Raw genomic sequence first — 26,478 nt, 5'->3', positions numbered from 1 at the left:
GCTTCTCAGACGGTGCTCACGCCGGCCTCACCTGAGCCCGAGGAGCCCTGCCCAGGATCTCGGGCATGACCTCAGCCCGACGGGCCCGTACCGCCGCACGCAGGCGCCGTCGCCGACTGCGGCGCGGTGCCGCCCTGTTCACCGTGCTCGTGCTCGCCGCGGCGGGGGTGTGGCTGCACCGGGACCGGTCGGCCCGCGACGCGCTGCCGGTGGCGGCGGCCGCATCGCCGGCGGCCCCGACGGTCGACCTGGACGCGGAGCTCGCGGCGGCGGTGCAGGACTCCACCGGCCATCTGGCGGTCGCCGTGCTGGACACCGCCTCGGGGGCGGGTGCCGCGTACGGGACGGACCGGTTCGTCACCGCCAGCATCGTCAAGGTGGACATCCTCGCCGCGCTGCTCTGGCGGACCGGCGGCGAGCTGACGGAGCAGCAGCGCACCGCCGCCGCACTGATGATCGAGAACAGCGACAACGACGCGACCACCGAGCTGTTCGGCGAGATCGGCGAGGACGAGGGGCTGGACGCCGCCAACGCCGCGTTCGGCCTCACCGCGACGACGGCCGGCACCGACGGCTACTGGGGCCTGACCACGACCACGGCGGAGGACCAGGTGAGGCTGCTGCAGCTGGTCTTCGGCACCGACGGCGTGCTGAACGAAGCCTCCCGGGCGTATCTGCAGAAGCTGATGGGGCTGATCGCCGCCGACCAGCGGTGGGGTGTCTCGGCGGCGGACGACGACCACGCGGTGCACCTCAAGAACGGCTGGCTGCCGCGCACCGCCGAGGGCGCCTGGGTGGTCAACAGCATCGGCAGGGTGGTGCACGACGGCCGGGAGCTGCTGGTGGCGGTGCTCACCGACGGCTCCGACACCGAGGAGGAGGGCATCGGCCTGGTGGAGTCGGTGGCCGCCGCGGCCACCGACAGCCTGACCGCCGCCTCCCCCGAGGTCTCCACCGGGACTTCGTCCCCCGGTGCGGTCGCCGCAGGCGCGGAGCCGTCCGCCTCTACCCAGCGGTAGTCACCGTGTGGGACGCTGCCGCCATGGCCACCGACCTCGCCCCCGCAGTGCCCGGCGCCGTCTCGGACCGCTCGCGCTACGACCGGGCCACCGCGCATCTCGACGCGCCGTTCGCGATCGTCGACCTGGCCGCGTTCGACGCCAACGCGGCCGACCTGGTGCGCCGGGCCGGCGGCAAGCCGATCCGGGTGGCGAGCAAGTCGGTGCGCTGCCGCGCCCTGCTGGAGCGGGTGCTGGCCACCGACGGCTTCGCCGGGATCATGAGCTTCACCCTGGCCGAGTCGATCTGGCTGGCCCGCCAGGGCTTCACCGACGTCCTGCTCGCCTACCCGTCGGCGGACCGGGCCGGCTACGGGGAGCTGACCGACGACCCCAAGCTGGCGGAGGCGGTCACCGTCCTGCTGGACGACCCCTCGCAGCTGGACCTGATCGACTCCTCCCGCGAGGGGCCGGAGACCGTCCGGGTCTGCCTGGAGCTGGACACCTCGCTGGAACTGCTCGGCGGGCGGGTCCGGTTCGGTGCCCGGCGCTCGCCGCTGCGCACCCCGGAGGCGCTGGGCGCCTTCGCCGAACTGGTGCAGAACCGGCCGGGCTTCAAGGTCGTCGGCCTGATGGCCTACGAGGGCCACATCGCCGGGGTGGGCGACCGGGTGGCGGGCCGGCCGGTCCGCTCGCAGCTGGTGCGGATGATGCAGAGCCGGGCACGGGCCGAACTCGCGGAGCGGCGCGCCGCGGTGGTGCGCCGGCTGCGGCAGGTGGCCGAGCTGGAGTTCGTGAACGGCGGCGGCACCGGCAGCGTCGAGTCGACGGCGGCCGAGTCGGCCGTCACCGAGGTCGCCGCGGGTTCGGGCCTCTACCAGCCGCGGCTGTTCGACAACTACTCGTCGTTCCGCGGGCGGCCGGCGGCGCTGTTCGCCCAGCCGGTGGTCCGCCGGCCCGGGGTGGGCGTGGTGACGGTGCTCGGCGGCGGCTACCCGGCCTCGGGTCCGTCCGGGGCGGATCGCTCCCCCGTGCCGTACCTGCCGGAGGGCCTGCGCCTCGACCCGCAGGAGGGCGCCGGCGAGGTGCAGACGCCGCTGCTCGGCGCGGCCGCCGACGACCTGTTGATCGGTGACCGGGTGTGGTTCCGGCACGCCAAGGCGGGCGAGCTGTGCGAGCGCTTCGCGGAGCTGCACCTGGTCGAGGGCGACCGGGTGGTGGAGACGGTGCCGACGTACCGCGGCGAGGGGCGCACCTTCCTCTGAGGCACGCTCCCCGCCGGGGTGGGGTTCCGTCAGGTGCCGCCGACGCCACCGGCCTGGGCGGTGGCGATGCCCTTGACGATGGTGTCCATCTGGGCGAGGCCGGGCGCCTTGTCGGCGATGTCGAAGCCGAGGTGGACGGCGACCAGGCTGCCGGACTTGGCGCCGGGGAAGACCACCGTCTCCACGTAGCCGTCGTTGCCCTGCGGGGCGTCGACCTTCCAGCGGACGAGGTAGCCGCTGCGCCCGGCGACGGTGACCGCCTCCGACTTCAGCTCCTCGTGGGACTTCACGTCGCCGTATGACTCCTTGGCCGCGGCCGCGATGTCGGCGAGGGCGGCCTGCTTGGCGTCCGTGCCGTCGATGCTGTCGGTGCTCGCGCCGCCGAGCGAGCACCGGCTCTTGCCGTCGGCGCAGGTGTACGAGCCGATCGAGAGCGCGGCGTGGCCGTCCGGGGTGGTGGCGCCCTGCCAGCCGGAGGGGACGGGCAGGCTGATGCCGTTCACCAGGTCGATCGCGGTGTCCGCGTTCCGGCCGCCGCGGCCCGACCCGTTGCCACCGCCCAGACCGTCGCCGCTGCCGCCCTGACCGTTTCCGTTGCCCTGGCCGTTGCCCTGGCCGGGGAGGCCGGGGAAGCCGAAGCCGTCCGAGCCGGGCCCGCCGGGCCGGTAGCGACCGTCGAACGGACGGGCCGAGGCGCGGCCCTCGTCGTGGTCCATGGCCAGGTAGGTGACGCCCGAGCCGACCGCGAGGCCGGCCAGTGCGGCCACCGTCGCCGCGACGACCACCGGGCGCGAGGGCCTGCGGGCGGCCTTCGGCGGGGCCGGGACGGCCGTCGGCATCTCCGGGTAGCGCACGGTCGGACCGTCGTCCAGCACGCGGCCCTCGATCACCGTGGGCTCGTCGCCGGCCGCGGCCTCGTCACCGCCAGCGGGCGCCTCGGCACCGGGCGCGGGGCGGGTGGTCGCCGTCCAGCCCGTGCCGTCCCAGTAGCGCTCGGGGCGGGGGTCGCCGGTGTCCTTCGGGTCCGGGTACCACCCGGCGGGAATCTGCTCGCTCACACCATCGAATCTAAGGGCGGGCGGATAAGCGCCATATCAGCAGGAGGGTCGAATCGCCCGGTTCGCGATGAGATTACGGTGAGAATCGGACCAGGCTGCCGTTCACCCCGGCCGAGTCGTCGCTCGCGAGCCAGGCGGCCGCCGCGGCGAGCCGCTCCGCGTGCCCGCCGCCGAGCGCGTTGAAGCGGATGCCCTCCGGCCCGAAGCCCTCGGCCAGCTCCCGGGTGAGCGCGGCGACCCCGGCCGCGGCCACGGTGGCGGCCAGGCCGCCCTCGGCCGCCGGACCGGCCAGGTTCACCACCGAGCCGTGCCCGTGCCGCCGCAGGTAGGGCAGCGCGGCCCGGCAGCAGAGGAAGACGGCGGTCAGCCGGGTGTCCTGGACGACCCGCCAGGCGTCCGGCGGGACGTCCATCACCGGGCCGTCGGCGGGCGGCGCCCCGGACGGGCCGTTCACCACCGCGTCCACCCCGCCGAGGGTCTCGTACGCCTCGTCGAAGAGGGCCTCCACCATGTACTCGTCCAGCGGGTCGGTGTGCACGAACAGGCCGCCCACCGAGCGGGCCACCGCCTGGCCGGCCCGCTCGTCCGGGTCCGCGCAGACCACCCGGGCGCCCTCGGCGGCGAGCCTGCGGGCGACCGCGGCGCCGGCCTCGCCCGCGAAGCCGCTGACACCGGTCACCACCGCCACCCGCCCGGTCAACCGCCGGGGCACCTCCGGTTCCGTCCCCGCCATCGGGCACCTCCGCCACTCGCCGCGCACGTTCCGATACGACACGGTTACGGTACGTCGTACCGCCGACGGCGGCGGTGTGGCGCGTGCCGCACTCCCCGATCGCACCGCGGCGGCCCGTGAGGAGGCAGAATGCCCGCCATGACTCCTCGGCCTGTGATCGGCATCAGCACCTCTGTCCTCGATGCGGCCTGGGGCCGCTGGGACAGCATCCGCACGGTCCTGCTGGCCGAGCGCTACCCGTCCGTGGTGCAGGCCGCCGGCGGGCTCGCCGTGCTGCTGCCGCCGGACGCCGCCGAGCACGCCGCCGACGCGGTCGCCCGGATCGACGCCCTGGTGATCACCGGCGGCGCCGACGTCGACCCCGCCCGGTACGGCGCCGAGCGCCACCCGGAGACCGACGGCGGCGAGCCGGAGCGGGACGTCTGGGAGTCCGCGCTGGTGCGCGCCGCCCTCGCCGCGGAGCTGCCGGTCCTCGGCATCTGCCGCGGCATGCAGCTGCTCAACGTGGTGTGCGGCGGCACCCTGATCCAGCACCTGCCGGACGTGGTCGGCCACCAGGGCCACATCGGCGCGCCGGGCACCTACGGGCGACACCCGGTCCGGCCGGTGCCCGGCACCCTGCTCGGCGAGCTGCTGCCGGACGTCTCGGTGAACGTGCCCACCTACCACCACCAGGCCGTGGACAAGCTCGGCCAGGGCCTGTCGGTGTCCGCCTGGGCCGAGGACGGCACGGTCGAGGCGATCGAGGGCGCCGGATTCACCCTCGGCGTCCAGTGGCACCCCGAGCAGGGCGACGACCTGCGGCTGATGACCGCCCTGGTGCGGACGGCCGCCGCGGTCCGCATGCAGGCCGCCGTCACCGCCTGACCGGTCGCACGGGCCCGCCCCGGCGGGCCCGTGCGGCAACGACAACGGTCACCAGTGCAGGCTTTGGATCTTCGTCGGTTCTGGGGTTCACTTCGGGTGCGGGCGGTGTCCGCCGCCCGCACGGGCAGCACGTGCACGAGAGGACCCCGATGGCCGGCGACCACCACGATCACGACCGCGGCCGCGAGCACTCCCACGACCACGGCGCGCACGGGCACGGGCCCGGCGGCCGGGGCCACGCGCACAGCCACGGGGTCGCGGCCGACGCCGACCGGCGCTGGCTGGTCTGGGCGCTGGTGCTGATCACCGTCTTCATGGCGGGCGAGGTCGTGGTCGGTCTGGCGGCCTCCTCGCTGGCGCTGATCTCGGACGCGGCGCACATGCTGACCGACGCCGCCTCGATCGCGCTCGCCCTGGTCGCGATGCGGCTGGCCGCCCGGCCCGCCCGCGGCGGCTACACCTACGGCCTCAAGCGGGCCGAGATCCTCTCCGCGCAGGCGAACGGCGTGACCCTGCTGGTGCTCTCCGCCTGGCTCGGCTACGAGGCGGTCACCCGGCTGATCGATCCGCCGGAGGTCCGGGGTTCGCTGGTGCTGGTCACCGCGCTGGTCGGGGTGGTGGTCAACCTCGCCGCCACCTGGTGCATGTCCAAGGCCAACCGCAGCTCGCTCAACGTCGAGGGCGCCTTCCAGCACGTGCTGACCGACCTGTACGCGTTCATCGCGACCGCGATCGCCGGCGCCGTGGTGATGCTGACCGGGTTCGTCCAGGCCGACGCGATCGCCTCGCTGGTGGTGGTGGCGCTGATGCTGCGGGCCGGCACCGGGCTCGTCCGGGACTCGGCGCGGATCTTCCTGGAGGCGGCCCCGGCGGGCATCGACCCGGACACGGTGGCCGACCGGCTGGTGGCGGTGCCGCTGGTCGAGGAGATCCACGACCTGCACATCTGGGAGATCACCTCCGGCGAGCCGGCCCTCTCCGCGCACATCCTGGTCGCACCGGGCGGCGACTGCCACGCCGTCCGCCGCGAGCTGCAGCGCCGGGTCCGCGACGAGTACGGGATCACCCACGCCACCCTGCAGGTCGACCACCTCGGCGAGGACGGGCCGCACGAGCTGCTGCAGATCAGCCGGTCGGCGGAGGTCGACGGCGCCCCGGCGGCCGACGGCCAGGAGCACTGCGCGGATGCGCACGGGCCGGTCCACCGCAGCGGGCCGCACCGGCACTGACGGCCCCCGCCGACGGACCGGTACGGCATGATGCGGAGGGTGACCGCACCGCGACTGATGCTGCTCGACACGGCGAGCCTCTACTTCCGTGCCTACTTCGGTGTCCCGGAGTCCCTGAAGTCGCCCCAGGGCGAGCCGGTGAACGCCGTCCGCGGGCTGCTCGACTTCATCTCCCGCCTCGTCCAGGACCACCGGCCGGACCAGCTGGTCGCCTGCATGGACGCCGACTGGCGGCCGCAGTGGCGGGTCGACCTCATCCCGACCTACAAGACGCACCGGCTGGCGGCGGAGCCCGAAGTCGAGGGCGAGGAGGAGATCCCGGACACGCTGTCCCCGCAGGTGCCGGTGATCGAGCAGGTGCTCGACGCCCTCGGCATCGCCCGGGTCGAGGCGCCCGGCTACGAGGCCGACGACGTGATCGGCACCCTCGCCACCCGCGCCACCGGGCCGGTGGAGATCGTCACCGGCGACCGGGACCTCTTCCAGCTGGTCGACGACGCGCGCGGCGTCACCGTGCTCTACCCGGTGAAGGGCGTCGGCGCGGCCGAACGCGTCGACAACGCCCACCTGCTGGAGAAGTACGGCGTCGACGGCGCCTCGTACGCCGACATGGCGGCGCTGCGCGGCGACGCCAGCGACGGCCTGCCGGGCGTGAAGGGGATCGGAGAGAAGACGGCCGCCCAGCTGATCCAGACCTACGGCGACCTCGCCGGGGTCCGCGCGGCCGCCGCCGACCCGTCCTCCAAGCTCACCCCGGCCCGCCGGAAGAACCTGCTGGAGGGCGCCGCCTACCTGGACGTGGCGCCGACGGTCGTCCGGGTGGCCACCGACGTGCCGCTGCCCGCCTTCGACCCGGTCCTGCCCACCGAGCCGCTCCACCCGATGGCCCTGGAATCCCTCGCCGAACGCTGGGGCCTCGGCGGCTCGCTGGAGCGCGTCGTCGCCGTCCTGGCCGGCAAGGAGTTCCCGGGCAGCCGGTAGCGGCGGCCCGCGGACGGCGCGAGGGGCGCCGGAGCGGTCTCCGGCGCCCCTCGCGCCGTCCACAGGTGGGCGGCCGCCGGCTCAGCCGACCGAGGAGTAGGCGATGATGCCGCGCCGTAGGGCGTCGACGGCCTTGCGGGCGGTGGCCCGCAGGTCGGCGTCCGCGCCGGCGGCGTCCTGGATCTGGCCGAGTACGTCGATCAGCTGCTTCGTCCAGCGGACGAAGTCACCGGCCGGCAGCTCGGCGTCGCGGAGCACGGCGTCCAGGTTGTGACCGAGGGCCCAGCGCCAGGCGACCCAGGCGAAGCCGAGGTCGGGCTCGCGCTGGCCGACGCCCTCGGCGGTGGAGATCCTGTGCTGCTCCTCCAGGGCGTCGAGGTGGCCCCAGATCCGGATCATCTTGCCGAGCGCCTCCTTGGCCGCGCCCTCCGGGACCCGGGGGGCGACGGCGTCGTCGGACTGCCGGGCCTCGTAGACCAGGGCGGAGGCGCAGGCGGCGAGTTCGGCGGCGGAGAGGCCCTTCCAGACGCCCTCGCGGATGCACTCGGAGGCGAGCAGGTCGAGTTCGCCGTAGAGCCGGCCGAGCCGCTTGCCGTCGTCGGTGACGGTGTCGCCCTGCAGGTAGCCGAGGTCGGCGAGCAGGCCGCAGACCCGGTCGAAGGTGCGGGCGATGGTGTGGGTGCGCGAGCGCATCCGGCGTTCGAGCAGCTCGGTGTCGCGGTGCAGCCGGTGGTAGCGCTCGGCCCAGCGGGCGTGGTCCTCGCGCTCGTCGCAGCCGTGGCAGGGGTGCCGGCGCAGCTCGGCGCGCAGCCGGGTGATCTCGGCGTCGTCGGCCGCGGCGGCCCGGCCGCGGCGGTACCGCTCGGGTTCGAGGTGGCCGGCCTTGGTGCGCAGGGCGGAGGCGAGGTCCCGGCGGGACTGCGGGCTGCGCGGGTTGAAGGACTTCGGGATCCGGATCCGCTCGACGGCGGCGACCGGGTACGGGAAGTCGATCATGGCGAGCCGCTTGACCTGGCGTTCGGCGGTGAGCACCACCGGGCGCGGGCCGTCCTGGTAGTCGGGGTGGCGGGGGCCTCCGCGGCCGCCGCGGCCGACCGGCGGCAGGCCCGGGTCGAGGACGAGGGCGAGGCCGGCGAACTTGCCGGCGGGCACGTGGATGACGTCGCCGGGCTTGAGCTGCTCCATGGCCTCGACGGCGGCGGCGCGGCGCTGGCTGGTGCCCTCGCGCGCGAGCTCGTTCTCACGCTCCTTCAGCTGCCGGCGCAGGGCCATGTACTCGTCGAAGTCGCCGAGGTGACAGGTCATCGACTCGCGGTAGCCGTCGAGCCCCTCCTCGTTGCGCTGGACCTGGCGGGCGATGCCGACCACCGAGCGGTCCGCCTGGAACTGGGCGAACGAGGTCTCCAGCAGTTCGCGGGAGCGGTGCCGGCCGAACTGGCCGACCAGGTTGACCGCCATGTTGTACGAGGGGCGGAAGGAGGACTTGAGCGGGTAGGTGCGGGTGCCGGCGAGCCCCGCCAGCGCCTCCGGGTCGAGGCCGCGCTGCCACAGCACGACGGCGTGGCCCTCGACGTCGATGCCGCGCCGGCCGGCCCGGCCGGTGAGCTGGGTGTACTCGCCGGGGGTGATGTCGGCGTGCGTCTCGCCGTTCCACTTCACGAGCTTCTCCATGACCACCGAGCGGGCGGGCATGTTGATGCCGAGGGCGAGGGTCTCGGTCGCGAAGACGGCCTTGACCAGGCCCTTCACGAAGAGCTCCTCGACGACCTCCTTGAAGCGCGGCAGCATGCCGGCGTGGTGGGCGGCGATGCCGCGCTCCAGGCCGTCCAGCCACTCGAAGTAGCCGAGGACGTGCAGGTCCTCGTCCGGGATGTCGTAGCAGCGCTGTTCGACGATCTCGCGGACCTGGCGGCGCTCGCTGTCCCGGTTGAGTCTGAGGCCGGAGGCGAGGCACTGCTGCACGGCGGCCTCGCAGCCGGCCCGGCTGAAGATGAAGGTGATGGCGGGCAGCAGGCCCTCGGCGTCGAGGCGTTCGATGACGTCGATCCGGCCCGGGGTCCAGATCCGGCCCGGGCGGCCGGCGGGCATGGAGCGCCCGCGGCCCTTGGCGAACCGGTCCCGGCCGCGGTCCGCCTCGGAGCGGGCCAGCCGGACGAGTTCGGGGTTGACGGCCTTGGCCGGGTTGCGCGGGGCGTCCTTGGGGCGTCCGTCGCGGTCCGGGTTGGCGAACAGGTCGTACATCCGGTTGCCGGCCATGACGTGCTGCCACAGCGGCACCGGGCGGTGCTCGGAGACGATCACCTTGGTGCCGCCGCGCACCGTGTCCAGCCAGTCGCCGAACTCCTCGGCGTTGGAGACGGTGGCGGAGAGCGAGGCCAGCACCACCGACTCGGGGAGGTGGATGATGACCTCCTCCCAGACGGCGCCGCGGAAGCGGTCGGCCAGGTAGTGCACCTCGTCCATCACCACGTAGCCGAGGCCGTTGAGCGCGCTGGAGCCCGCGTACAGCATGTTGCGGAGCACCTCGGTGGTCATCACGACCACCGGGGCGTCGCCGTTGACGCTGTTGTCACCGGTGAGCAGGCCGACCTTGGCGGCGCCGTAGCGCTTGACCAGGTCGCCGAACTTCTGGTTCGAGAGCGCCTTGATGGGCGTGGTGTAGAAGCACTTGCGGCCGCTCGCCAGGGCCAGGTGCACGGCGAACTCGCCGACGATGGTCTTGCCGGAGCCGGTCGGCGCGGCCACCAGGACGCCCTCGCCGGCCTCCAGGGCCTGGCAGGCCTCGATCTGGAACGGGTCGAGCGGGAAGTCGTACAGCTGCTGGAAGCCGTACAGCGCCGTGGCCTGTTCGGCGGCCCGGCGGCGGGAGGCCGCGTAGGCCTCGGCCGGGCTGAGCTGCTCCTCGGGCAGGGGGGCGTCCATCTGCGTCACCTTCTCTTCCCGTGGGAGTACTGCCCGTGCGGGCCGGACGGGTGCGCAGACGGCGACGCCTGCGGCTGCGGGGCCGTCCGGACAGTCGGTCCGACCGGGGCGCAGCGGGTGTGGTGGGTGTGGTGATCGAGCATCTCGCCCAGAGGTTACCCGGCGTGGCCGACATCGATAGCACCCTTTTCGGGGTCTGCTGCGGGCTCCCCCGCGGACGGTCGCCGGGCGCGGTCACCGGGTGCGGTCGGACCGCTGCGACGGGTCGCCTCGACGGCTCCCGGGTGGGTCGCGGGGAGGGTCCCGAGCGGGTCCCGAGCGGATCACCGGGCGGTCGCAGGTGCGTTCGACAGCGCGCCCGTATCTGGCAGTTCAATCACATCCTTAGTTGCAAATGTCTTCAAGTCATCAGCGAATCGACGTCGAGAGAGCGCTGATCGCTCATCCGTGATCGATTCCGATCATCGAGCGAAGATTTCACGCCCCTCTCCCTACAGTCGTTGCCGAACCCGCCCGAACGGTGCGGGCACGGCGACACCAGGAGGAAGACGATGGCGAACCCGGAGACCGCGCTCAAGGAGGCCATGACGATCGAGGGCGCGATCGGCGTCGCCCTGGTCGACTACGGCAGCGGGATGGCGCTCGGCACGCTCGGCGACGCGGCCGAGCTCGACCTCAACGTCGCCGCCGCCGGCAACACCGACCTCGTCCGGGCCAAGATGCGGACGATGGAGATGCTCAACCTGCACGACAACGAGATCGAGGACATCCTCATCACGCTGACCAGCCAGTACCACCTGATCAGGCCGCTCACCACGTCCAGCGGCCGCGGCCTCTTCCTCTACCTGGCACTGGCGCGCAGCCGCTCCAACCTCGCCATGGCCCGCCACCAGCTGAAGCGGATCGAGGCCAGCCTTGAGGTCTGACCCCGGCCGCCGCAGCACCTACCCGGCGCTGGAGAGGGGGCCGCGTGCCCGTACCGCTGTACCAGGCCAAGGCGGAGTTCTTCCGGATGCTCGGGCACCCCGTCCGCATCCGGGTGCTGGAGCTGCTCCAGGCCGGCCCGACGCCCGTCCGTGACCTGCTCGCGGACATCGACATCGAGCCGTCCAGCCTCTCCCAGCAGCTCGCCCAGCTGCGCCGGGCAGGACTCGTGACGGCCACCAGGGAGGGCTCCACCGTCGTCTACGCACTGGCCGGCGCCGATGTCGCCGACCTGCTCCGGGCGGCCCGCCGCATTCTGACGGAGCTCATCCAGGACCAGGGCGTCCTGCTCGCCGAGCTGAGAGCCTCCGACTGACGGCCCGACCGGCCGCGCACCTCCCACCACCACGCACACACCTCGACGACCGCCGTCCCGCCGGGCGGGGGCGTGATGACGCACGTTCACATGTCTTCCATGTGACCGATGACATGTGAAATATTACCCGCGCTCATCCGACCACCCCCGCCCGGAAGGACCGGTCCTTGAAGCGCACACCCTCCGCAGCCCTCGCGGCTGCGCTCGCCCTCGGCGCCCTGGCCGTCGGCATACCCGCGGCCTCGGCCGCACCGGCACGGTTACCCTCGGTGCCCCCCGCGGCGCGGCTCGCCGCCGAGCCCGCGCAGGGCACCGAGGGCCCGCAGCCCGAACCCGCCCCGCAGGAACGCACCCGGCAGGCCCTGCGCGCCGAGGCCCTGGAGCAGCTCAACCGCGGCACCGTCGCCCGCACCCCCGACCACCGCGCCCCGTCGCGGGTCCGGATCGGTGACGACTACGTCCAGCTCGGCCTGGAGCGCCGCGACAAGGTCTTCGTGATCCTCGCCCAGTTCGGCGACCAGGTGGACACCACCACCCAGTGGAACGGGCAGCCCCGCTACGGCGGCACCCCGGGGCCCCGCCACAACGCCGTCCCGAAGCCGGACGCGAGCGACACCCACACCTTCTGGAAGGCCGACTTCGACCGGGACTACTACCGGCGGATGTTCTTCGACGCCACACCCGGCGCCAACTCGGTGCGCAACTACTACCGCACCCAGTCCTCCGGCCGGTACGACATCGACGGCACCGTCAGCGACTGGGTGACCGTCCCGTGGAACGAGGCGCGGTACGGCAGCAACAAGGGCCCGCAGGGCAGCGGCGCCTGGACCCAGGCGCAGGAGTTCGTCCGGGACGCCGTCAAGGCCTGGTACGACGGCGAGATCGCCAAGGGCCGCACCGCGGCCGCGGTACGGGCGGAACTGGCGCAGTACGACGTCCACGACCGCTACGACCACGACAAGGACGGGGACTTCGACCAGCCGGACGGCTACCTCGACAACGTGATCGTGGTGCACGCCGGCGTCGACGAGACCTGGGGCGGCGGCGCGCAGGGCACCGACGCGCTGTGGGCGCACCGCAGTTGGGCCTTCCCCGACCCGACCGGCGGCACCGGCCCGGCGGGCGACCGGATCGGCGGCGTGCCGGTCGGCGACTCCGGTCTCTACGTCTACGACTACCTGCAGGCCGGCGAGAACAGCGGAGTCGGCCTCTTCTCCCACGAGTACGGCCACAACCTCGGCCTGCCCGACCTCTACCCGCTGACCGGCGGCGACAACTCCGTCAACTTCTGGTCCCTGATGTCCTCCGGCTCCTACCTGGGCACCGGACGGAAGAACACCACCGGCGAGTACCCGGGCGACCTCGACGCCTGGAGCCGCCTCCAGCTCGGCTGGCTGAACTACGACGAGGCACAGGCCGCCACCCGCTCCAGCCACGCGCTCGGGGTGAGCGGCTACAACACCGACCAGGCGCAGGCCGTCCTGGTGCACCTGCCACCGGGCCGCACCACCACCGACCTCGCCGACCCGTACGAGGGCGGCGCCCAGTGGTGGAGCGACACCGGGGACAACCTCGACAGCACCCTCGCACGCACCGTCGACCTCACCGGCCGGACCGGCCCCGCCGCCCTGGACGCGGCCGCCTGGTACGACCTCGAACAGGACTACGACTTCCTCACCGTCGAGGCCTCCACCGACGGCGGGAAGACCTGGCGCCCGCTGCCGGGCACCGCCGACGGCGCGCCGATCCCCGCCGGCCCGGCCGGCACCCCCGCCCTCAGCGGCGCCTCCGGCGGCTGGCGGCAGCTGCACGTCCCACTGGACGGCTTCGCCGGCGGCAGCGTGAAGCTCCGCCTCCGCACCACCTCCGACTCCAACACCCACGGCAAGGGCGCACTGGTGGACGCCGTCCGGATCACCGCCGGCGGAGCCGAACTGCTCTCGGACGGCGCCGAGCACGGCGGCGACCCGGGCTGGACGGCCACCGGCTTCTCCGTGCTCCAGGGCCGCGCCGCCGTGCGCGAGCACCCGCGGGCCTACCTGGTCGAGAACCGGCGGTACACCGGCTACGGCACCTATCTCCGCACCGGACCGTACAACTTCGGCTGGACGGGGGTGCCCGGCAAACAGGGGGTGATCGACACCTACCCGTACCAGGAGGGTGTGCTGGTCTGGCTCTGGGACACCGCCTACGCCGACAACAACACCAAGGACCACCCGGGCGGCGGACTGATCCTGCCGGTGGACGCGCACCCGGGCGCAATCCGGTTCACGGACGGCACCCCGGTGAACGGCCGGGCGCAGACCTACGACGCGGTGTTCTCGCTGCGGCCCACCACCGCCTTCACCCTGCACAGGGCGGGTGAGGCGGTGCGGATCGGCGCCGAGCCCGCCGTGCCCGCCTTCGACGACCACCGCGGGGTGTACACCGACCCGGCCCTCCCCCAACTCGCGGTCGCCGTGCCGGACACCAACACCCGGATCGAGGTCGTCCGGGAGAGCCAGGGCGGCCGGATCACCACCGTCCGGGTCGGCCCGGCCTCCTGAGCCGCATCTCCGACGGGCGCGCTGCGCCGCAGTGCGGCAGGCCCACCCCACCGGCCCCCGGCGGATCCACCGCCGGGGGCCGGCCGCGTCCGTAGCCGGAGGGCTGTGTCAGTAGCCGAAGCCGGCCGCGCCGGTGCGCAGCAGGGTGAAGGCGGTGGCCGTGTCCTCGACCGCCTGCCGGTGGGCGGCCTCCTCCGGCATGCCGTCCGAGAGGCGCTGCCAGTTGACCCGGGTGAGGTCCTGCCGGACGGAGACGAGCTGGGCGGCGAGCAGCCGGGCCGTCAGCTCGCCGGGGCCGCCGAGGGCCTCGGCCAGCAGCTCGGTGTCCTGGGCGATCCAGTCGCGCAGGTGGGAGGAGAGGCTGGGTGTCCCGTAGACCAGCCGGTGGAAGGCCAGCACCCGCGGGTCCGCGGAGAGGCCCGTGACGGCGTCGCGGGCGGCCAGCCGGTCGAGATGGTGGCGCTCCAGGGCGTCCAGCGGGGTCTCCCGGGGCCCGCGGGCGGCGACCACCCGGGCGGATTCGCCGAGGTGGTCGGCGATCCGGTGCAGGACGAGCTCCTCCTTGCTCGGGAAGTAGCGGAACAGGGTCGGCTTGGAGACCTCGGCGGCGGCGGCGATCTCGAGCACCGAGACCCCGTCGAAGCCGTGCGCGAGGAACAGACCGATCGCCGTGTCGGCGATGGCCTGCCGGGTGCGCTCCTTCTTGAGGGTCCGCAGACCGGGCGGCTCGTTCATGGTGTCGATTCTAGCCGCACCCCTGACCCGGACTCTTTTGTGACCGGGTTGCATTTCTTACCGGGTTGCTGTTCCATGAGCTCTGTCGCTTCACGGTGCCGTCCGGGCCTACCAACAGCCACGCCCGGACCCAGGGGGAGGAGCTCCACCATGTCCATGTCCACGTCGTCCATGTCGGCCATGTCGTCCGCGCCGTCCGCGTTCATGACGCCCGCATCCGCCACGTCCGTCCTGATCTCCGGAGCCGGGCCGACCGGCCTCACACTCGCCTGCCTGCTGGCCCGGCAGGGCGTGGCCGTCCGGGTGATCGAGCGGGCCCCGCAGCCGCACACCGGCTCGCGCGGCAAGACGCTCAACGCGCGCAGTCTGGAGGTGCTGGCCGACCTCGGCCTCGCCGGCGACCTGCTCGCCGAGGGCCGCACCGGCCTGCCGTTCCGCCGATACTTCGACGGCGCCTTCGCCGCCGAGTCCGACCCCTCGGCGGACACTCCGCCGACCCCGGGCGCCCCGTACCCTGCCTCGCTCCACCTCCCGCAGGACCGGATCGAGGAGCTGCTGCGGGCCCGACTGGCCGAGCTGGGGGTGGCGGTGGAGTTCGGCACCGAGCTGACCGGCTTCGAGCAGGACGGCGAGCGGGTGACGGCCCGCCTCGCGGACGGCAGGGAGGTCACCGCGCAGTACCTGGTCGCCTGCGACGGCGGGCGGAGCACCGTCCGCAAGCAGCTCGGCGTGGCCTTCACGGGCACCGGCGAGCCGGAGCCGGCCATGGTGGTGGGCGATCTGGAGCTGACCGGGCTGGAGCCCACCGCGTGGCACCAGTGGTTCGGCCCGCAGGGCGCCCTGATGCTCTGCCCGTTCGGTGAGGAGGGCGACCGCTGGCAGGTCCAGGCGACCCCGGAAACGGGCCCCGACGGCACCGCGCTCGCCCCGTCGCTGGAGGGCTTCCGCCGGATCATCGCCCGGCACACCGGGCGCGACGACATCCGGGTGCACGCGGCCGGCTGGCTCTCCAGCTGGCGGGTCAACGTGCGGATGGCGGAGCAGTACCGGGTCGGGCGGGTGCTGCTCGCCGGCGACGCCGCGCACGTCCACCCGACGGCGGGCGGGCTCGGCATGAACACCGGCATCCAGGACGCCTGGAACCTCGGCTGGAAGCTCGGGTACGCACTGTCCGGCCGGGCACGGTCGGCACTGCTCGACAGCTACTCGGAGGAGCGCCGGCCGATCGCCGCCTGGACGCTTGAGACCTCCGCCGCCGGGATGGCCGCCGTACGGGAGGGCGCCCGAACCCCGGGGGTCGGGCTGGAGGCCGTCCGGGTCGCGGACATCACCGGCCTCTCGCTCGGCTACCGCGGGAGCAGCCTCGCGGAGGACCTGCTGGGCGGCCCCCTCCGGGCCGGCGACCGGGCCCCGGACGCCCGTTGCACCGACGCCGAGGGGCGACCGATACGGCTCCTGGAGACGTTCGCGGGCGATCGGTTCACTCTGCTCGCCTTCGGCCACCGGCCCGCCCTCGACCCGGCCGCCCTCGACCTGTCGGCGCACCTCCGCACGGTCACCGTGGACACCGACGACCCGGCCGGGCTGCGGGACACCGACGGGCACGCACGGCGGGCGTACGGCATCGAGGGCGACGCCCTGGTGCTGGTCCGGCCGGACAACCATGTGGCGCTCACCGCGCCCAGGGGCGGGGAGAAGGCCGTCCTCGACTACCTCGCCCGGTTGTAAAGCATTCTTTCTAAAGATAGCTTTAGAAGCATGACCGAGGAGCGTCCGGCACCCGAAGTGCCACCCACCGTGCAGCTCAGCGACCCGCGGGCGCTGCGGGCCTACGCCCATCCCACCCGGATGGCACTGGTCGGACTGCTCCGCCGCGAGGGCCCGCTGACGGCCACCCGGGCCGCCGAACTGCTCGGCGAGTCGGTGGCAAGCTGCTCCTTCCACCTCCGCCAGCTCGCCAAGTACGGGCTGGTGGAGGAGGCGGGCGGCGGCCGCGGCCGGGAGAAGCCCTGGCAGGCCACCGCCCTGTTCACCAGCTGGGACACGGCCGCCGATGACCCGGCCACCGCCGAGGCAGCCGGCGCTCTCCACCGCACGGTCGTCGAGCGGTACGCCGCCCTCGCGGTTCGCTGGCTGGAGGTCCAGCCGGGCGAGCCGCCCGCCTGGCGCAGCGCCGCCGGCATCGGCGACACCCTCCTGCACCTCACCGCCGAGGAGCTCACCGAACTCGCCGCGCGGATGGACGAGCTGACCCGCCCGTACCTGGACCGCCTGGGCGCCGGGGCCGAGCGCCCGCCCGGCAGCCGCCCGGTGCTGCTCGTCCGGATGGCCCTGCCGATCGACCTGCCGCCCGGCGCCGACCCGCCCCCCGTCTCCGACCCGCCGCACGACAGCGACGGCCTCGACAGCCGCAACGACCGCGACGAGCACGATGACCGGCCGCAGCACCGGACCGAGGAGGGGGCCCGGTGACCTCGACGACCGACTCCGCCCCGCAGCCCGCTCCGGCCGCCTCTGCCCCTGCCCCTGCCCCTGCCCCTGCCCCTACTACCCCTACGGCCGCCTCCCCGGTCGCCCCGATGTCCGGGACCGCCGCTCACGAGGTCCGGGGGCGCCGGCTGATACCCGCGCTGCTGCGGGTCACCGAGTTCCGCCGGTACTGGACGGGCCAGACGATCTCGGCGGTCGGCGACCAGATCACCGGCATCGTGCTGCCGCTGGTCGCGGTCAGCACGCTGCACGCCGACGCCGGGCGGATGGGCCTGCTCACCGCCGCGGGCTGGCTGCCGAGTCTGCTCTTCGCGCTGCACGCCGGCACCTGGGCGGACGGCCGCTCCGACCGCCGCCGGGTGATGATCGTCGCCGATGTCGCCCGGGCGGTCCTGCTGCTCACCGTGCCGGCGGCCCACCTGCTGGGTGTCCTGACGCTCACCCAGCTGTTCGTGGTCGCCTTCGTGATGGGCAGCTTCTCGGTGCTCTTCGACGTCTGCAACGCGCCGCTGTTCGTCGCGGTCGTCCCGAACGAGCGCTATGTGGAGGGCAATTCGCTGGTCAACGGCAGCCGGGCGATGTCCTCGGCTGCCGGCCCGGGCCTCGGCGGCGGCTTGGTGCAGTTGCTCGCCGCGCCCCTGGCCCTGGTCGCCGACGCGCTCTCCTTCCTTGCCTCCGCGCTCGCGCTCGGCAGCATCCGGCCGACCGAGCCGCCGGCCGAGCCGCGCACCCGCGGCCGGATCTCCGCCGGGCTGCGGTTCATCACCACCACCCCGATCATGCGGGCCGCCCTGCTCGGCACCGCGACGGTGAACCTCTTCACCTTCATGATCGCGGCGCTCTTCGTGCTGTTCGCGACGACCGAACTCGGCCTCTCCGCGGGCCTGCTCGGCACCGTGCTGAGCGCGGGCGCGCTGGGTGGGCTGCTCGGCGCCGGCCTGACCGGCCGGATCAGCCGCCGGATCGGCATCGGGCGGGCGGTGGTGCTCGGGCTGATCGCCTACCCCGCGCCGCTGCTGCTCGTCCCCGCGGCGCGCGGCGGCACCCTGCCGGTGGTCGCGCTGCTGCTGGTCGCCGTCTTCCTGTCCGGGATCGGCGTGATGATCCTCGATATCACAGTCGGCTCGCTCTTCGCGGCAGTAATCCCGGATCGGCTCCGATCCCGGGTCTCCGGGGCCTATCAGGCGGTCAACTACGGCATCCGTCCGCTAGGTTCCCTTCTGGGAGGGGTGCTCGGCAGCACGCTCGGCCTGCGGCCGGCGCTGTGGGTAGCCGCCGTAGGCGCGCTCACCTCGTTCCTGTGGCTGTTGCCGTCGCCGATTCCCGGCCTCCGTTCCCTGCCCGATGCGCAGGAGGAGAAGGGACTCTGACCCATCGTCAGAGAAAATCCGGGGAGTCGGGCATATGCCCGAGGAAAGTGCCGGAACCCTCCCCCACGCCGCTTGCGGCGCGGTAGCGTTACGCCCCGTTGGGGCTACAGCCAGTAAGGGCGTGGCCACGGACGCGTCACGGGGGCGCTGAGGAGGGGTGCGACCTTTGCCGGGAATCGACGAGTGTCTGATCGACGCGATGACCATCACCGGGGCTCTCGGTGCCAGCCTGGTCGACTGGACCAGCGGTCTCGCCCTCGGCGCGGCCGGCGCCGGTCCCGGCGGTGACCACGACGCCGGAGCGGCGGACGCCACCGAGGTGGCCCGCGCGATCACCCAGACCTCGTCGTTCGCCGACCCCGCCGCGAGAACCGCCCCGGCCGAGGACGTCATCGTCACCTCGGCGGGCACGTACCACCTGATCCGCTTCGTGGAGACGCCGTTCGACAGCAGCGTCTTCCTGTACCTGCGGCTCGACCGGGCCACCGCCAACCTCGCCATGGCCCGGTTGCGCCTCGCCTCCATCGCCGACGGACTGGTGCTCGCCTGATGCAGCCGACCCTGCAACCGGCCCCCGCGCCGGTCCTCCGACCCGCCGTCAGGCTGCCCCGAAGGCACCGGTCGGGCTTCGCCCCGGCCACCGTCTTCGAGGCGGCCCTGACCGACCTCTCCGCCGACCTCGCCACCGGTGCCCTGCACGGCTCGGCAGGCACCGTCCACCTGGTGAACGGGGAGGTGGTGCATGCCGAGAGTCCGGCCACCCCGGATGTCGGCACCCTCCTCACCTCCGCCGGCCGGCTCTCCGCCCGCACCTGGGCGGACGCCATGGCTGCGGCGCGCGACCGTTCGGCCGCCGAGTACCTGGTCGCCGCCGGCTCGATCGGCCGCGGCGAGCTGGAGCTCTGCCACCTGACCGCCGTCCTGGACGCCGCCTTCTTCGCACTGCCGCAGAACGACGGCCCGATCGGCTTCCTGCCCGGGGTACGGCCGGGGTTGACGCTGGCCCGGCCGCTGGCCACCGGAGAGCTGCGCCTGGCGGTCGGCCGGCGCCGCGTGCTGCTCGACCGCACCCACCCGGTCGCGGACCTGGACGTCTCCCCCGTCCGCGCCCGCACCGGTCCGACCGAGGCCGGCCGCCGGCCCGCCACCTGCAGCGGTCGGCGCCGGGCGGTGCTGGCGGCGGCCGACGGGTTCCGCACCCCCGCCCAGATCGCCCGGCTGCTCGGCCGGTCCGCCTACACCACGCTGCTCGACATCCGGCACCTGGCGGCTGCCGGGCTCGTCGAGACCCCGGCCCCGGCGGCCGTGCCGGCCCCGCTCGCCGCAGCCCGCGCGGCCGCCGGCCCGGTGGCCGCACCCGTCCTGTCGTCCGCCCCGGCACGGCCGGACGGAGTACCGCCGCAGGCCGGGCCGCCCCCGGCCCACCCGGAGGTACTGCTGCCGTCGCCGGCGCTGCACGATTTCCCGCCCGATCCGGAGATCGCCCTGCTGCTCCGGATCCGAGCCGCCCTGGAGGCCCGACTGTGAGCGTCCCACCCGCCCGTACGCCGTTCCGGGCCGCGTCATGAAGCGCGCCCTGCGCCAGTTCACGGCGAAGCGGACACCCGCCCTGCCCGAACCCGAGGTGCTCAGCGAGCTGCGCGGGCTGCGTGCCACCGTGCCGCACCTGACCGGCGGGCTGGTCGCCACCACCGACGGGCTGGTGGTCGCCCACGACACGAACGGCCTGGAACCGGAGGGCCTGGCGGCGCTGACCGCGGCCGCCCTCGGTGTCGGTTCCCGGCTGATCGAGGCCAGCGGCCAGGGCGGCTTTCGCGAGCTGCTCACCCGGGGCGAGCACGGTTACACGGCCACCTACGCGGCCGGCGGCTACGTCGTGCTGACGCTGTTCGCCGGGCCGGACGCCAATGTGGGCCGGCTGCACTTCGAGGCGCGCCGGGCCGGCGGCCGGATCGCCGCCCTCGCCGACGCGGCCCTGGAGCGCCAGGACCGCCCCTGACCACTCATCACCGACTCATCACCGACACACCGTCAATCCATTCCCGGAAGGAACCACCATGGCCAGCACGGAGCACTCCCTCAAGGACGCGATGAGCTCGATCGAGGGCGCCATCGGCGTGGCCCTCGTCGACTACAACAGCGGCATGGCCCTCGGCACCATCGGCGGCGGTCCGGAGCTCGACCTGAACGTGGCCGCGGCCGGCAACACCGACGTCGTCCGGGCCAAGGTCAGGGCGATCGAGATGCTGAACCTCAAGGAGGCGATCGAGGACATCCTGATCAGCCTCTCGAGTCAGTACCACCTGATCCGCCCGCTCACCAGCCGCTCCGGCAAGGGCCTGTTCCTCTACCTCGCCCTCGACAAGCAGCGCGCCAACCTGGCGATGGCGCGCCACCAGCTCAAGCGCATCGAGGCCGAACTGGAGGTCTGACAGCAGCACAACGGGCTGCGGGCCGGGCGGAGTCGACTCCCCCGGCCCGCCGGTGCGTCCGGAGAACCGGCATACCCCTGGCCAGGCATGAGGTGTCACACATAACATGGCAATGTGAAATTTCACTGACCTCAGCTCCACTCGGCCCGAAGGAGAGCCAACCCGCCGTGACCAGCGACGCCGTCCCCGTTCCGCCGAACACCGGCAGCCACGACCTCCCGGTCTCCCCCGCCCTCGACGCCTTCATGGGCACCGCCTGGGCACCCACTCCGCTGCCCGTCGGCGACCGGGTCGCCGCACACGCGGTGACACCCGCCCGCCGGGCCGCGCTGGCCGCGGCCTTCCCCGGCGAGCGCCTGGTCGTCCCGGCCGGGCAGCTGAAGGTGCGCAGCAACGACTGCGACTTCCGGTTCCGGCCGCACAGCGCGTACGCCTGGCTCACCGGGCTGACCGGCGAGGAGCAGGTCGGCCATGTGCTGGTGATCGAGCCGGACGGCGAGCCGGTGCTGCACGTCCGCCCGCGCTCGCCGCGCGGCGGGGGTTCCGAGTTCTACCGTGACCGCCGGTACGGCGAGTTCTGGGTCGGGCGGCGGCCGGACCTGGCCGAGGCCGAGCAGCTGACCGGCATCCGTACCGTCCACCTCGACGAGCTGGCCAAGACCGTCGGCCCCGCCGCCCGGGTGCTGGCCGGGGTGGATCCGGTGGTGGACGCGCTGACCGGCCGTCCGGCGGCCGACCGCGTCGTCGGCGACGACCGGCTGGCCGCCGTCCTCTCCGAGCTCCGGCTGGTCAAGGACGCCTGGGAGGTGAGCCAGCTGCAGCTCGCCGTCGACCACACCGCGGCCGGCTTCGAGGACGTCGTGCGGGCGCTGCCGGCGGCGCTGCGCCACCATCGCGGCGAGCGCTGGCTGGAGGGCACCTTCGAGCGGCGCGCCCGGCTGGAGGGCAACGGCACCGGGTACGAGACGATCGCCGCCTCCGGCGCGCACGCCTGCGTGCTGCACTGGATCCGCAACGACGGGCCGCTCGACCCGTCCCGCCTGCTGCTGCTGGACGCGGGCGTGGAGACCGACACCCTCTACACCGCGGACATCACCCGCACCCTGCCGCTGAGCGGCACGTTCACCGCCGCCCAGCGGGACGCCTACGAGCTGGTGCTGGCCGCGCAGGAGGCGGGCATCGCGGCGGTGCGGCCGGGCGCGAGCTTCCGCGACTTCCACCGCGAGGCGATGCGGGTGATCGCCGAGGGGCTCGCCGAGTGGGGCGTGCTGAAGGTCTCGGCGGAGGAGGCGCTGCGTCCGGAGAGCGGGCTGTTCCGCCGGTACACCCTGTGCAGCAGCGGCCACATGCTGGGCCTGGACGTCCACGACTGCGCCAGGGCGCGGACGGAGACCTATCTGGACGGCCGGCTGGCGGAGGGCCATGTCCTCACCGTGGAGCCGGGGCTGTACCTCCAGCCGGACGACGAGACGCTGCCGCCCGAGCTGCGGGGCATCGGCATCCGGATCGAGGACGACCTGGTGGTCACCGCGGACGGCGCCCGGCTGATGTCCGGTGCGCTGCCGCGCACGGTCGCCGGCATCGAGGAGTGGATGGGCGCCCTGCTGGGCTGACCGTGGCGGCGGGGTGGGGCTGGCGCACGGGGCGTCGGACGGCCGGTGAGCACACGGCAACCTGGCGGCAACAGCCGGGCAACGCACGGGAATCCGGCCGGCCCTAATTTCTGTCAACCGACAGAAAACGCCCGCGGAAAGCCGGTGCCCGATGACCACCAGCACTTCCCTCGCCCCTGCCGAGACCCCCGGGCCGCCGTCCCCCGGCGCGCTCCCCTACCCGCAGCAACTCCACCGCACGATGGGCAGGTTCGCCTCCTTCGCGGCAGGGTTCTCGTTCATCTCCGTCCTGACGACGGTCTTCCAGCTCTTCGCCTTCGGCTACGGCGCCGCCGGTCCGGCCTTCGTCTGGACCTGGCCGGCGGTGCTCGCCGGGCAGCTGCTGGTGGCCGCCTGCTTCGCCGAACTCGCCGCCCGCTACCCGATCTCCGGCGCGATCTACCAGTGGGCGACCCGGCTGGCGAACCCGGTCTACGGCTGGTTCACCGGCTGGCTGATGGTGCTCGGCCAGGTGGTCGTGGTCACCGCCGCGGCGCTGGCGCTGCAGGTGGTGCTGCCCGCGCTCTGGCCGGGCTTCCAGCTGCTCGGCGGCGACCCCTCGCCGACCACCGCGAGCGGCGCGGCCAACGCGGTGCTGCTCGGCACCGCGCTGATCGCGCTGACCACCCTGGTGAACGCGGTAGACAACCGGGTGCTGTCGGTGGTCAACGGGATCGGTGTGACGGCCGAACTCGTCGGCATCGCCCTGATCGTCGTGCTGCTGTTCACCCACACCGAGCAGCCGGCCAACGCCGTGCTGCACACCGCCCCGGTCGGCGGCGGCTTCTGGACGCTGCTGGTCGGCGCCTTCACCGCGGCGTACGTGATGATCGGCTTCGACAGCGCCGGCGAGCTCTCCGAGGAGACGGTCGCCCCACGCCGGACCGCGCCGCGCACCATCCTCACGGCGCTCGCCGCGGCCGGGGTGACCGGCGGGCTGCTGCTGCTCGGCGGAGTGCTCGCCGCGCCCAGCCTGACCGACGGCCGGCTCGCCACCGAGGGCCTGTCCTACGTGCTGACGAGCAGTCTGGGTGACGGCCTGGGCCGGGTGCTGCTGGCGGACGTCGCGGTCGCGGTCTGCGTCGGCACCCTCGCCATGCAGACCGCCGGCACCCGGATGGTGTTCTCGATGGCCCGGGACGGCGCGCTGCCCGGCGCCCGCCGGCTGGCGAAGGTCTCGCCCCGCAGCGGGATGCCCCGGTGGGCGGCGCTCGCGGTCGGCGTCCCCGCGGCGGCGTTCCTGCTGCTCAACCTGGTCTCGCCGGCCGCGTTCCTGGCCCTGTCCGCGACCTGCATCGTGCTGGTCTACGCCGCCTACGCGCTGGTGGTGGGGGCGCTGCTGGTCCGCCGGCTGCGCGGGCTGCCGCTCGGCGAGGACGGCCCGGCCCTGGACGAGGCCGGCCGGCCGCTCTTCACGCTCGGCCGCTGGGGGCTGCCGGTGAACGTGCTGGCCCTGCTCTACGGGCTGGCGATGACGGTCAACCTGGCCTGGCCGCGCGCCTCGGTCTACGACCCGCAGGGCGGCCACTGGTACCTGCGCTGGTTCGCCGTCCTGGTCCTGGCCGCAGCGGTCGCGGGCGGCGCCGCGTACCGGCTGCGCCGCCGCTGACCCCGCCGCAGGGCCACCGGCCCTGCCGCACGGTACCGGGCCCCTCAGAGAAGCCGCTCGCCCTCCCGGCGGGCGGCTTCGGCGCGTTCCGGTGCGCAGCCGGCGAAGCGCACCGCGGCGTCCGCCACGGCCCGGGCGACCGTCGCCGCCGAGCGGCCGCCGTGTTCCCGGGCGACCGCCACCCCGCCCTCCACCAGGCCGAACAGCAGGTCGGTGCGGAGCGCCGCGTCGGCGCCGGGGGCGAGCAGCGCGAGCAGCCGGCCGTACGCGGCCTTCAGCGCCTCGCGGGCGCCGCGGAAGTCGGCGAACCGCTCGCCGCGCACCTCCGGCAGCTGGTAGAGGGCGCCGAGGTTGTAGAGGCCGCCGTGGAGCAGTTCGGCGTCCCGGGCGGCCAGGGCCCAGAGGCGGGGCGCCGGGTCGGCGTCCGGGTCGGCGAGCAGCGCGGTGGCGAAGGCCAGCGAGGGCTCGACGGTGCTCTCCAGCAGGGTGGCGAGGATGTCCTCCTTGCCGGTGAAGTAGTGGTACATCGAGGCCTGCCGCATCCCGGCGCGCTCGGCGACGGCGCGGGTGGTGGTGGCGGCGTAGCCGTTGCGGGTGAAGAGGTCGGCGGCCGCGGCGAGCACCTGGTCGCGCGGGGCGAGGCCGCTCGCCGAGGGGCCCTGGGCGCGCGGGCGGCCGACCCGGCCGGTACCCGTCGTGCCGGCGGTGCCGGTGGTGCGGGCCGGGCGGGCTGCGGGGCGGCTGCTGGCGGACACCCGGCGATCCTCGCACATCGCCGCACCTCACCGCGGACGGCGATCGCCGTGAGAGGACGGTAACTCCGGCGTTACGCACGGGCAATGGCGGCGAATCCGGCCCTCCCTAATTTCTGTCGCATGACAGAAATCCACGACGCGGAGGCCGGCACCGCCACCACCACGGCCGCCCGCGCCCACGCCAGGTCCCAGGCGGGCACGGTCGTCGACTGCATGCCGCAGCTGCCGCCGCCCCCGGGCACGCTGTGGTCGGAGACCGTCGCCGGCGGCGGCTACACCCACCTCGTCCTGCCGGCCGGCACCCATGTCACCCTCACCGACCGGGACGGCGACGCCTGCGCCCACCTGCTGCTGTACGTGACGGGCCGGCCCTGGGAGCGGCTCAACGCGGCCGACACCGTCAAGGTGCAGTGGAACGCCTACCTCTCCGAGGGCAGCCAGCTGCTCTCCGACCAGGGCCGGGTGCTGGCCACGCTGGTCGAGGACACCTCCGGCCGGCACGACGCGCTGGCCGGCACCTCCACCGCGGCCCGCAACACCGCCCGTTACGGCGGCGGCTCCGCGCACGGCCCCTCCCCCGCGGGCCGCGAGCTGTTCACCCTGGCCGCCGCCAAGCACGGCCTGACCCGGCGCGACCTGCCCGCCTCGGTCTCGTTCTTCCGGGGCGTCACCGTCGACGCGGACGGCACCCTGCGGCCCACCGGCTCGGCCGGCCCCGGTGCCCGGGTCACCCTCCGGCTGGAGCAGCACACCACCCTGCTGCTCGCCAACACCGCCCACCCGCTGGATCCGCGACCCGACTGGCGCTGCACCCCGCTGCAGCTGACCGCCGTGCCCGGCGAGGTGACCGGCCCCGGCGACCCGCACTGGGACGCCTGCCCCGAACGCCACCGCGCCCACCTCAACACCGCCGCCCTGGGGGCCCGATGACCGTCCTGCTCGACACCACCGTGCCCGCCCGCGGCGCCTGGTCCGCCGTCGTCCGCCGCGGGCAGCGGCTGACGATCACCGACCTCGGTGGCAACCAGGCCGTCGACTGCCTGCTCTACGACGCGCACGACACCTCCGTCCGCTACAGCGCCGCCGACACGATTCAGGCCCAGGGCTCCGTCTTCCTCGACAAGGGCAGTGTCCTGCTCTCCACCGAGCACACCCCGCTGATGACGGTCGTGGAGGACGACTGCGGCCGGCACGACACCATCGCCGGCGCCTGCTCCAAGGAGTCCAACACCCTGCGCTACGGCCACCACACCTGGTCGCAGCACGCCTGCGTGGAGAACTTCCTCGCCGAGGGCGCCCGGCACGGCCTCGGCAAGCGCGACCTGGTCTCCAACATCAACTGGTACATGAACGTGCCGGTCGAGGCGGACGGCACGCTCGGCATCGTCGACGGCATCTCCGCGCCCGGCCTGCGGGTGGTGCTGCGGGCCGAGACGGACGTGCTGGTGCTGGTCTCCAACTGCCCGCAGATCAACAACCCGTGCAACGGGTTCGACCCGACGCCGGTCCGCATGACCGTCACCGAGGACTGAGCCG

At 74.0% G+C, this 26,478-nt stretch carries 24 protein-coding genes; 19 read left to right on the top strand and 5 right to left on the bottom strand.

Annotated features, from left to right (window positions below):
* Positions 1–65 precede the first annotated feature (65 nt).
* The gene (locus AB0P35_RS13750; protein ID WP_363510224.1) at positions 66–1,019 is read left to right on the top strand and encodes a serine hydrolase; all 954 of its coding nucleotides are present in this window, start codon (positions 66–68) and stop codon (positions 1,017–1,019) included.
* A 23-nt stretch (positions 1,020–1,042) separates the two neighbouring features.
* A complete protein-coding gene (locus AB0P35_RS13745) occupies positions 1,043–2,263 on the top strand; it encodes an amino acid deaminase/aldolase (RefSeq protein WP_363510222.1) in 1,221 nt (406 codons plus the stop codon).
* 29 nt (positions 2,264–2,292) lie between these two features.
* On the opposite strand, the gene AB0P35_RS13740 is transcribed toward AB0P35_RS13745, so the two are convergent.
* Positions 2,293–3,321, bottom strand: coding sequence for a DUF2510 domain-containing protein (locus AB0P35_RS13740; RefSeq protein ID WP_363510220.1), 1,029 nt, complete (start codon positions 3,319–3,321; stop codon positions 2,293–2,295).
* A gap of 73 nt (positions 3,322–3,394) precedes the next feature.
* Complete coding sequence (locus AB0P35_RS13735; RefSeq protein WP_363510218.1) at positions 3,395–4,054, bottom strand: SDR family oxidoreductase; 660 nt, start codon at positions 4,052–4,054, stop codon at positions 3,395–3,397.
* A gap of 138 nt (positions 4,055–4,192) precedes the next feature.
* Between AB0P35_RS13735 and AB0P35_RS13730 the strand changes: the two genes are divergently transcribed.
* The 3 genes from AB0P35_RS13730 (at position 4,193) to AB0P35_RS13720 (ending at position 7,131) form a co-directional block, all read left to right on the top strand.
* Entirely contained in the window at positions 4,193–4,921 is a 729-nt protein-coding gene (locus AB0P35_RS13730; protein ID WP_363510216.1) for a gamma-glutamyl-gamma-aminobutyrate hydrolase family protein, read from the top strand.
* A 149-nt stretch (positions 4,922–5,070) separates the two neighbouring features.
* Complete coding sequence (locus AB0P35_RS13725) at positions 5,071–6,150, top strand: cation diffusion facilitator family transporter (RefSeq protein WP_363510300.1); 1,080 nt, start codon at positions 5,071–5,073, stop codon at positions 6,148–6,150.
* Between the two features lie 57 nt (positions 6,151–6,207).
* A complete protein-coding gene (locus AB0P35_RS13720) occupies positions 6,208–7,131 on the top strand; it encodes a 5'-3' exonuclease (RefSeq protein WP_363510298.1) in 924 nt (307 codons plus the stop codon).
* 81 nt (positions 7,132–7,212) lie between these two features.
* On the opposite strand, the gene AB0P35_RS13715 is transcribed toward AB0P35_RS13720, so the two are convergent.
* Entirely contained in the window at positions 7,213–10,053 is a 2,841-nt protein-coding gene (locus AB0P35_RS13715; protein ID WP_363510214.1) for a DEAD/DEAH box helicase, read from the bottom strand.
* 551 nt (positions 10,054–10,604) lie between these two features.
* On the opposite strand from AB0P35_RS13715, the gene AB0P35_RS13710 reads away from it, so the two are divergent.
* The 3 genes from AB0P35_RS13710 to AB0P35_RS13700 all read left to right on the top strand — a co-directional run bounded on the left by AB0P35_RS13710 (position 10,605) and on the right by AB0P35_RS13700 (position 13,899).
* Entirely contained in the window at positions 10,605–10,979 is a 375-nt protein-coding gene (locus AB0P35_RS13710; RefSeq protein WP_095872021.1) for a hypothetical protein, read from the top strand.
* 44 nt (positions 10,980–11,023) lie between these two features.
* Positions 11,024–11,353 carry a metalloregulator ArsR/SmtB family transcription factor gene (locus AB0P35_RS13705; RefSeq protein WP_095872022.1) on the top strand — a complete coding sequence of 110 codons (330 nt, stop codon included), beginning with the start codon at positions 11,024–11,026 and terminating at the stop codon, positions 11,351–11,353.
* A gap of 167 nt (positions 11,354–11,520) precedes the next feature.
* Complete coding sequence (locus AB0P35_RS13700) at positions 11,521–13,899, top strand: immune inhibitor A domain-containing protein (RefSeq protein WP_363510211.1); 2,379 nt, start codon at positions 11,521–11,523, stop codon at positions 13,897–13,899.
* Positions 13,900–14,007: 108 nt separating this feature from the next.
* On the opposite strand, the gene AB0P35_RS13695 is transcribed toward AB0P35_RS13700, so the two are convergent.
* Complete coding sequence (locus AB0P35_RS13695) at positions 14,008–14,634, bottom strand: TetR family transcriptional regulator (protein ID WP_095872023.1); 627 nt, start codon at positions 14,632–14,634, stop codon at positions 14,008–14,010.
* A gap of 150 nt (positions 14,635–14,784) precedes the next feature.
* Between AB0P35_RS13695 and AB0P35_RS13690 the strand changes: the two genes are divergently transcribed.
* The 9 genes from AB0P35_RS13690 to AB0P35_RS13650 all read left to right on the top strand — a co-directional run bounded on the left by AB0P35_RS13690 (position 14,785) and on the right by AB0P35_RS13650 (position 24,187).
* Positions 14,785–16,362 (top strand): FAD-dependent monooxygenase, encoded by a 1,578-nt coding sequence (locus AB0P35_RS13690; RefSeq protein WP_363510209.1) that lies wholly within the window; start codon positions 14,785–14,787, stop codon positions 16,360–16,362.
* 30 nt (positions 16,363–16,392) lie between these two features.
* Entirely contained in the window at positions 16,393–17,106 is a 714-nt protein-coding gene (locus AB0P35_RS13685) for a helix-turn-helix domain-containing protein (protein ID WP_363510207.1), read from the top strand.
* A 107-nt stretch (positions 17,107–17,213) separates the two neighbouring features.
* Positions 17,214–18,494: an MFS transporter gene (locus AB0P35_RS13680; RefSeq protein WP_363510205.1), complete on the top strand. Its 1,281-nt coding sequence runs from the start codon at positions 17,214–17,216 to the stop codon at positions 18,492–18,494.
* A 166-nt stretch (positions 18,495–18,660) separates the two neighbouring features.
* A complete protein-coding gene (locus tag AB0P35_RS13675) occupies positions 18,661–19,044 on the top strand; it encodes a hypothetical protein (RefSeq protein ID WP_095872027.1) in 384 nt (127 codons plus the stop codon).
* On the top strand, positions 19,044–20,021 hold the full coding sequence (locus AB0P35_RS13670; protein WP_363510202.1) for a transcriptional regulator: 978 nt from the start codon (positions 19,044–19,046) through the stop codon (positions 20,019–20,021). The genes AB0P35_RS13675 and AB0P35_RS13670 overlap by 1 nt, the downstream gene beginning before the upstream one ends.
* Positions 20,022–20,058: 37 nt before the next feature.
* Positions 20,059–20,493, top strand: a complete 435-nt coding sequence (locus tag AB0P35_RS13665) for a roadblock/LC7 domain-containing protein (protein ID WP_095872029.1) — start codon at positions 20,059–20,061, stop codon at positions 20,491–20,493.
* A 58-nt stretch (positions 20,494–20,551) separates the two neighbouring features.
* Positions 20,552–20,926 (top strand): hypothetical protein, encoded by a 375-nt coding sequence (locus tag AB0P35_RS13660; protein ID WP_095872030.1) that lies wholly within the window; start codon positions 20,552–20,554, stop codon positions 20,924–20,926.
* A 167-nt stretch (positions 20,927–21,093) separates the two neighbouring features.
* A complete protein-coding gene (locus tag AB0P35_RS13655) occupies positions 21,094–22,539 on the top strand; it encodes an aminopeptidase P family protein (RefSeq protein WP_363510200.1) in 1,446 nt (481 codons plus the stop codon).
* A gap of 151 nt (positions 22,540–22,690) precedes the next feature.
* The gene (locus tag AB0P35_RS13650; protein ID WP_363510198.1) at positions 22,691–24,187 is read left to right on the top strand and encodes an amino acid permease; all 1,497 of its coding nucleotides are present in this window, start codon (positions 22,691–22,693) and stop codon (positions 24,185–24,187) included.
* A 44-nt stretch (positions 24,188–24,231) separates the two neighbouring features.
* On the opposite strand, the gene AB0P35_RS13645 is transcribed toward AB0P35_RS13650, so the two are convergent.
* Positions 24,232–24,942 carry a helix-turn-helix domain-containing protein gene (locus tag AB0P35_RS13645; protein ID WP_363510196.1) on the bottom strand — a complete coding sequence of 237 codons (711 nt, stop codon included), beginning with the start codon at positions 24,940–24,942 and terminating at the stop codon, positions 24,232–24,234.
* Between the two features lie 120 nt (positions 24,943–25,062).
* Between AB0P35_RS13645 and AB0P35_RS13640 the strand changes: the two genes are divergently transcribed.
* Both AB0P35_RS13640 and AB0P35_RS13635 read left to right on the top strand, forming a co-directional pair.
* Complete coding sequence (locus tag AB0P35_RS13640; RefSeq protein ID WP_363510194.1) at positions 25,063–25,872, top strand: urea amidolyase associated protein UAAP1; 810 nt, start codon at positions 25,063–25,065, stop codon at positions 25,870–25,872.
* Positions 25,869–26,474 carry an urea amidolyase associated protein UAAP2 gene (locus tag AB0P35_RS13635; protein WP_363510192.1) on the top strand — a complete coding sequence of 202 codons (606 nt, stop codon included), beginning with the start codon at positions 25,869–25,871 and terminating at the stop codon, positions 26,472–26,474. Before AB0P35_RS13640 ends, AB0P35_RS13635 begins: the two co-directional genes overlap by 4 nt.
* Positions 26,475–26,478: the final 4 nt, after the last annotated feature.

It is taken from the genome of Kitasatospora sp. NPDC085879 (assembly GCF_040686255.1).
Lineage (GTDB): Bacteria > Actinomycetota > Actinomycetes > Streptomycetales > Streptomycetaceae > Kitasatospora.
Note: the sequence above shows the minus strand (reverse complement) of the source record. Positions and strands in the feature narration are given on the sequence as shown.

Bases quoted from the DNA above. Each gene is read 5' to 3' on its own strand.
- AB0P35_RS13750 (WP_363510224.1), top strand. From the start codon at position 66: ATGACCTCAGCCCGACGGGCCCGTACCGCCGCACGCAGGCGCCGTCGC.
- AB0P35_RS13745 (WP_363510222.1), top strand. From the start codon at position 1,043: ATGGCCACCGACCTCGCCCCCGCAGTGCCCGGCGCCGTCTCGGACCGC.
- AB0P35_RS13735 (WP_363510218.1), bottom strand. From the start codon at position 4,054: ATGGCGGGGACGGAACCGGAGGTGCCCCGGCGGTTGACCGGGCGGGTG.
- AB0P35_RS13730 (WP_363510216.1), top strand. From the start codon at position 4,193: ATGACTCCTCGGCCTGTGATCGGCATCAGCACCTCTGTCCTCGATGCG.
- AB0P35_RS13725 (WP_363510300.1), top strand. From the start codon at position 5,071: ATGGCCGGCGACCACCACGATCACGACCGCGGCCGCGAGCACTCCCAC.
- AB0P35_RS13720 (WP_363510298.1), top strand. From the start codon at position 6,208: ATGCTGCTCGACACGGCGAGCCTCTACTTCCGTGCCTACTTCGGTGTC.
- AB0P35_RS13715 (WP_363510214.1), bottom strand. From the start codon at position 10,053: ATGGACGCCCCCCTGCCCGAGGAGCAGCTCAGCCCGGCCGAGGCCTAC.
- AB0P35_RS13710 (WP_095872021.1), top strand. From the start codon at position 10,605: ATGGCGAACCCGGAGACCGCGCTCAAGGAGGCCATGACGATCGAGGGC.
- AB0P35_RS13695 (WP_095872023.1), bottom strand. From the start codon at position 14,634: ATGAACGAGCCGCCCGGTCTGCGGACCCTCAAGAAGGAGCGCACCCGG.
- AB0P35_RS13690 (WP_363510209.1), top strand. From the start codon at position 14,785: ATGTCCATGTCCACGTCGTCCATGTCGGCCATGTCGTCCGCGCCGTCC.
- AB0P35_RS13685 (WP_363510207.1), top strand. From the start codon at position 16,393: ATGACCGAGGAGCGTCCGGCACCCGAAGTGCCACCCACCGTGCAGCTC.
- AB0P35_RS13680 (WP_363510205.1), top strand. From the start codon at position 17,214: ATGTCCGGGACCGCCGCTCACGAGGTCCGGGGGCGCCGGCTGATACCC.
- AB0P35_RS13670 (WP_363510202.1), top strand. From the start codon at position 19,044: ATGCAGCCGACCCTGCAACCGGCCCCCGCGCCGGTCCTCCGACCCGCC.
- AB0P35_RS13665 (WP_095872029.1), top strand. From the start codon at position 20,059: ATGAAGCGCGCCCTGCGCCAGTTCACGGCGAAGCGGACACCCGCCCTG.
- AB0P35_RS13660 (WP_095872030.1), top strand. From the start codon at position 20,552: ATGGCCAGCACGGAGCACTCCCTCAAGGACGCGATGAGCTCGATCGAG.
- AB0P35_RS13650 (WP_363510198.1), top strand. From the start codon at position 22,691: ATGACCACCAGCACTTCCCTCGCCCCTGCCGAGACCCCCGGGCCGCCG.
- AB0P35_RS13640 (WP_363510194.1), top strand. From the start codon at position 25,063: ATGACAGAAATCCACGACGCGGAGGCCGGCACCGCCACCACCACGGCC.
- AB0P35_RS13635 (WP_363510192.1), top strand. From the start codon at position 25,869: ATGACCGTCCTGCTCGACACCACCGTGCCCGCCCGCGGCGCCTGGTCC.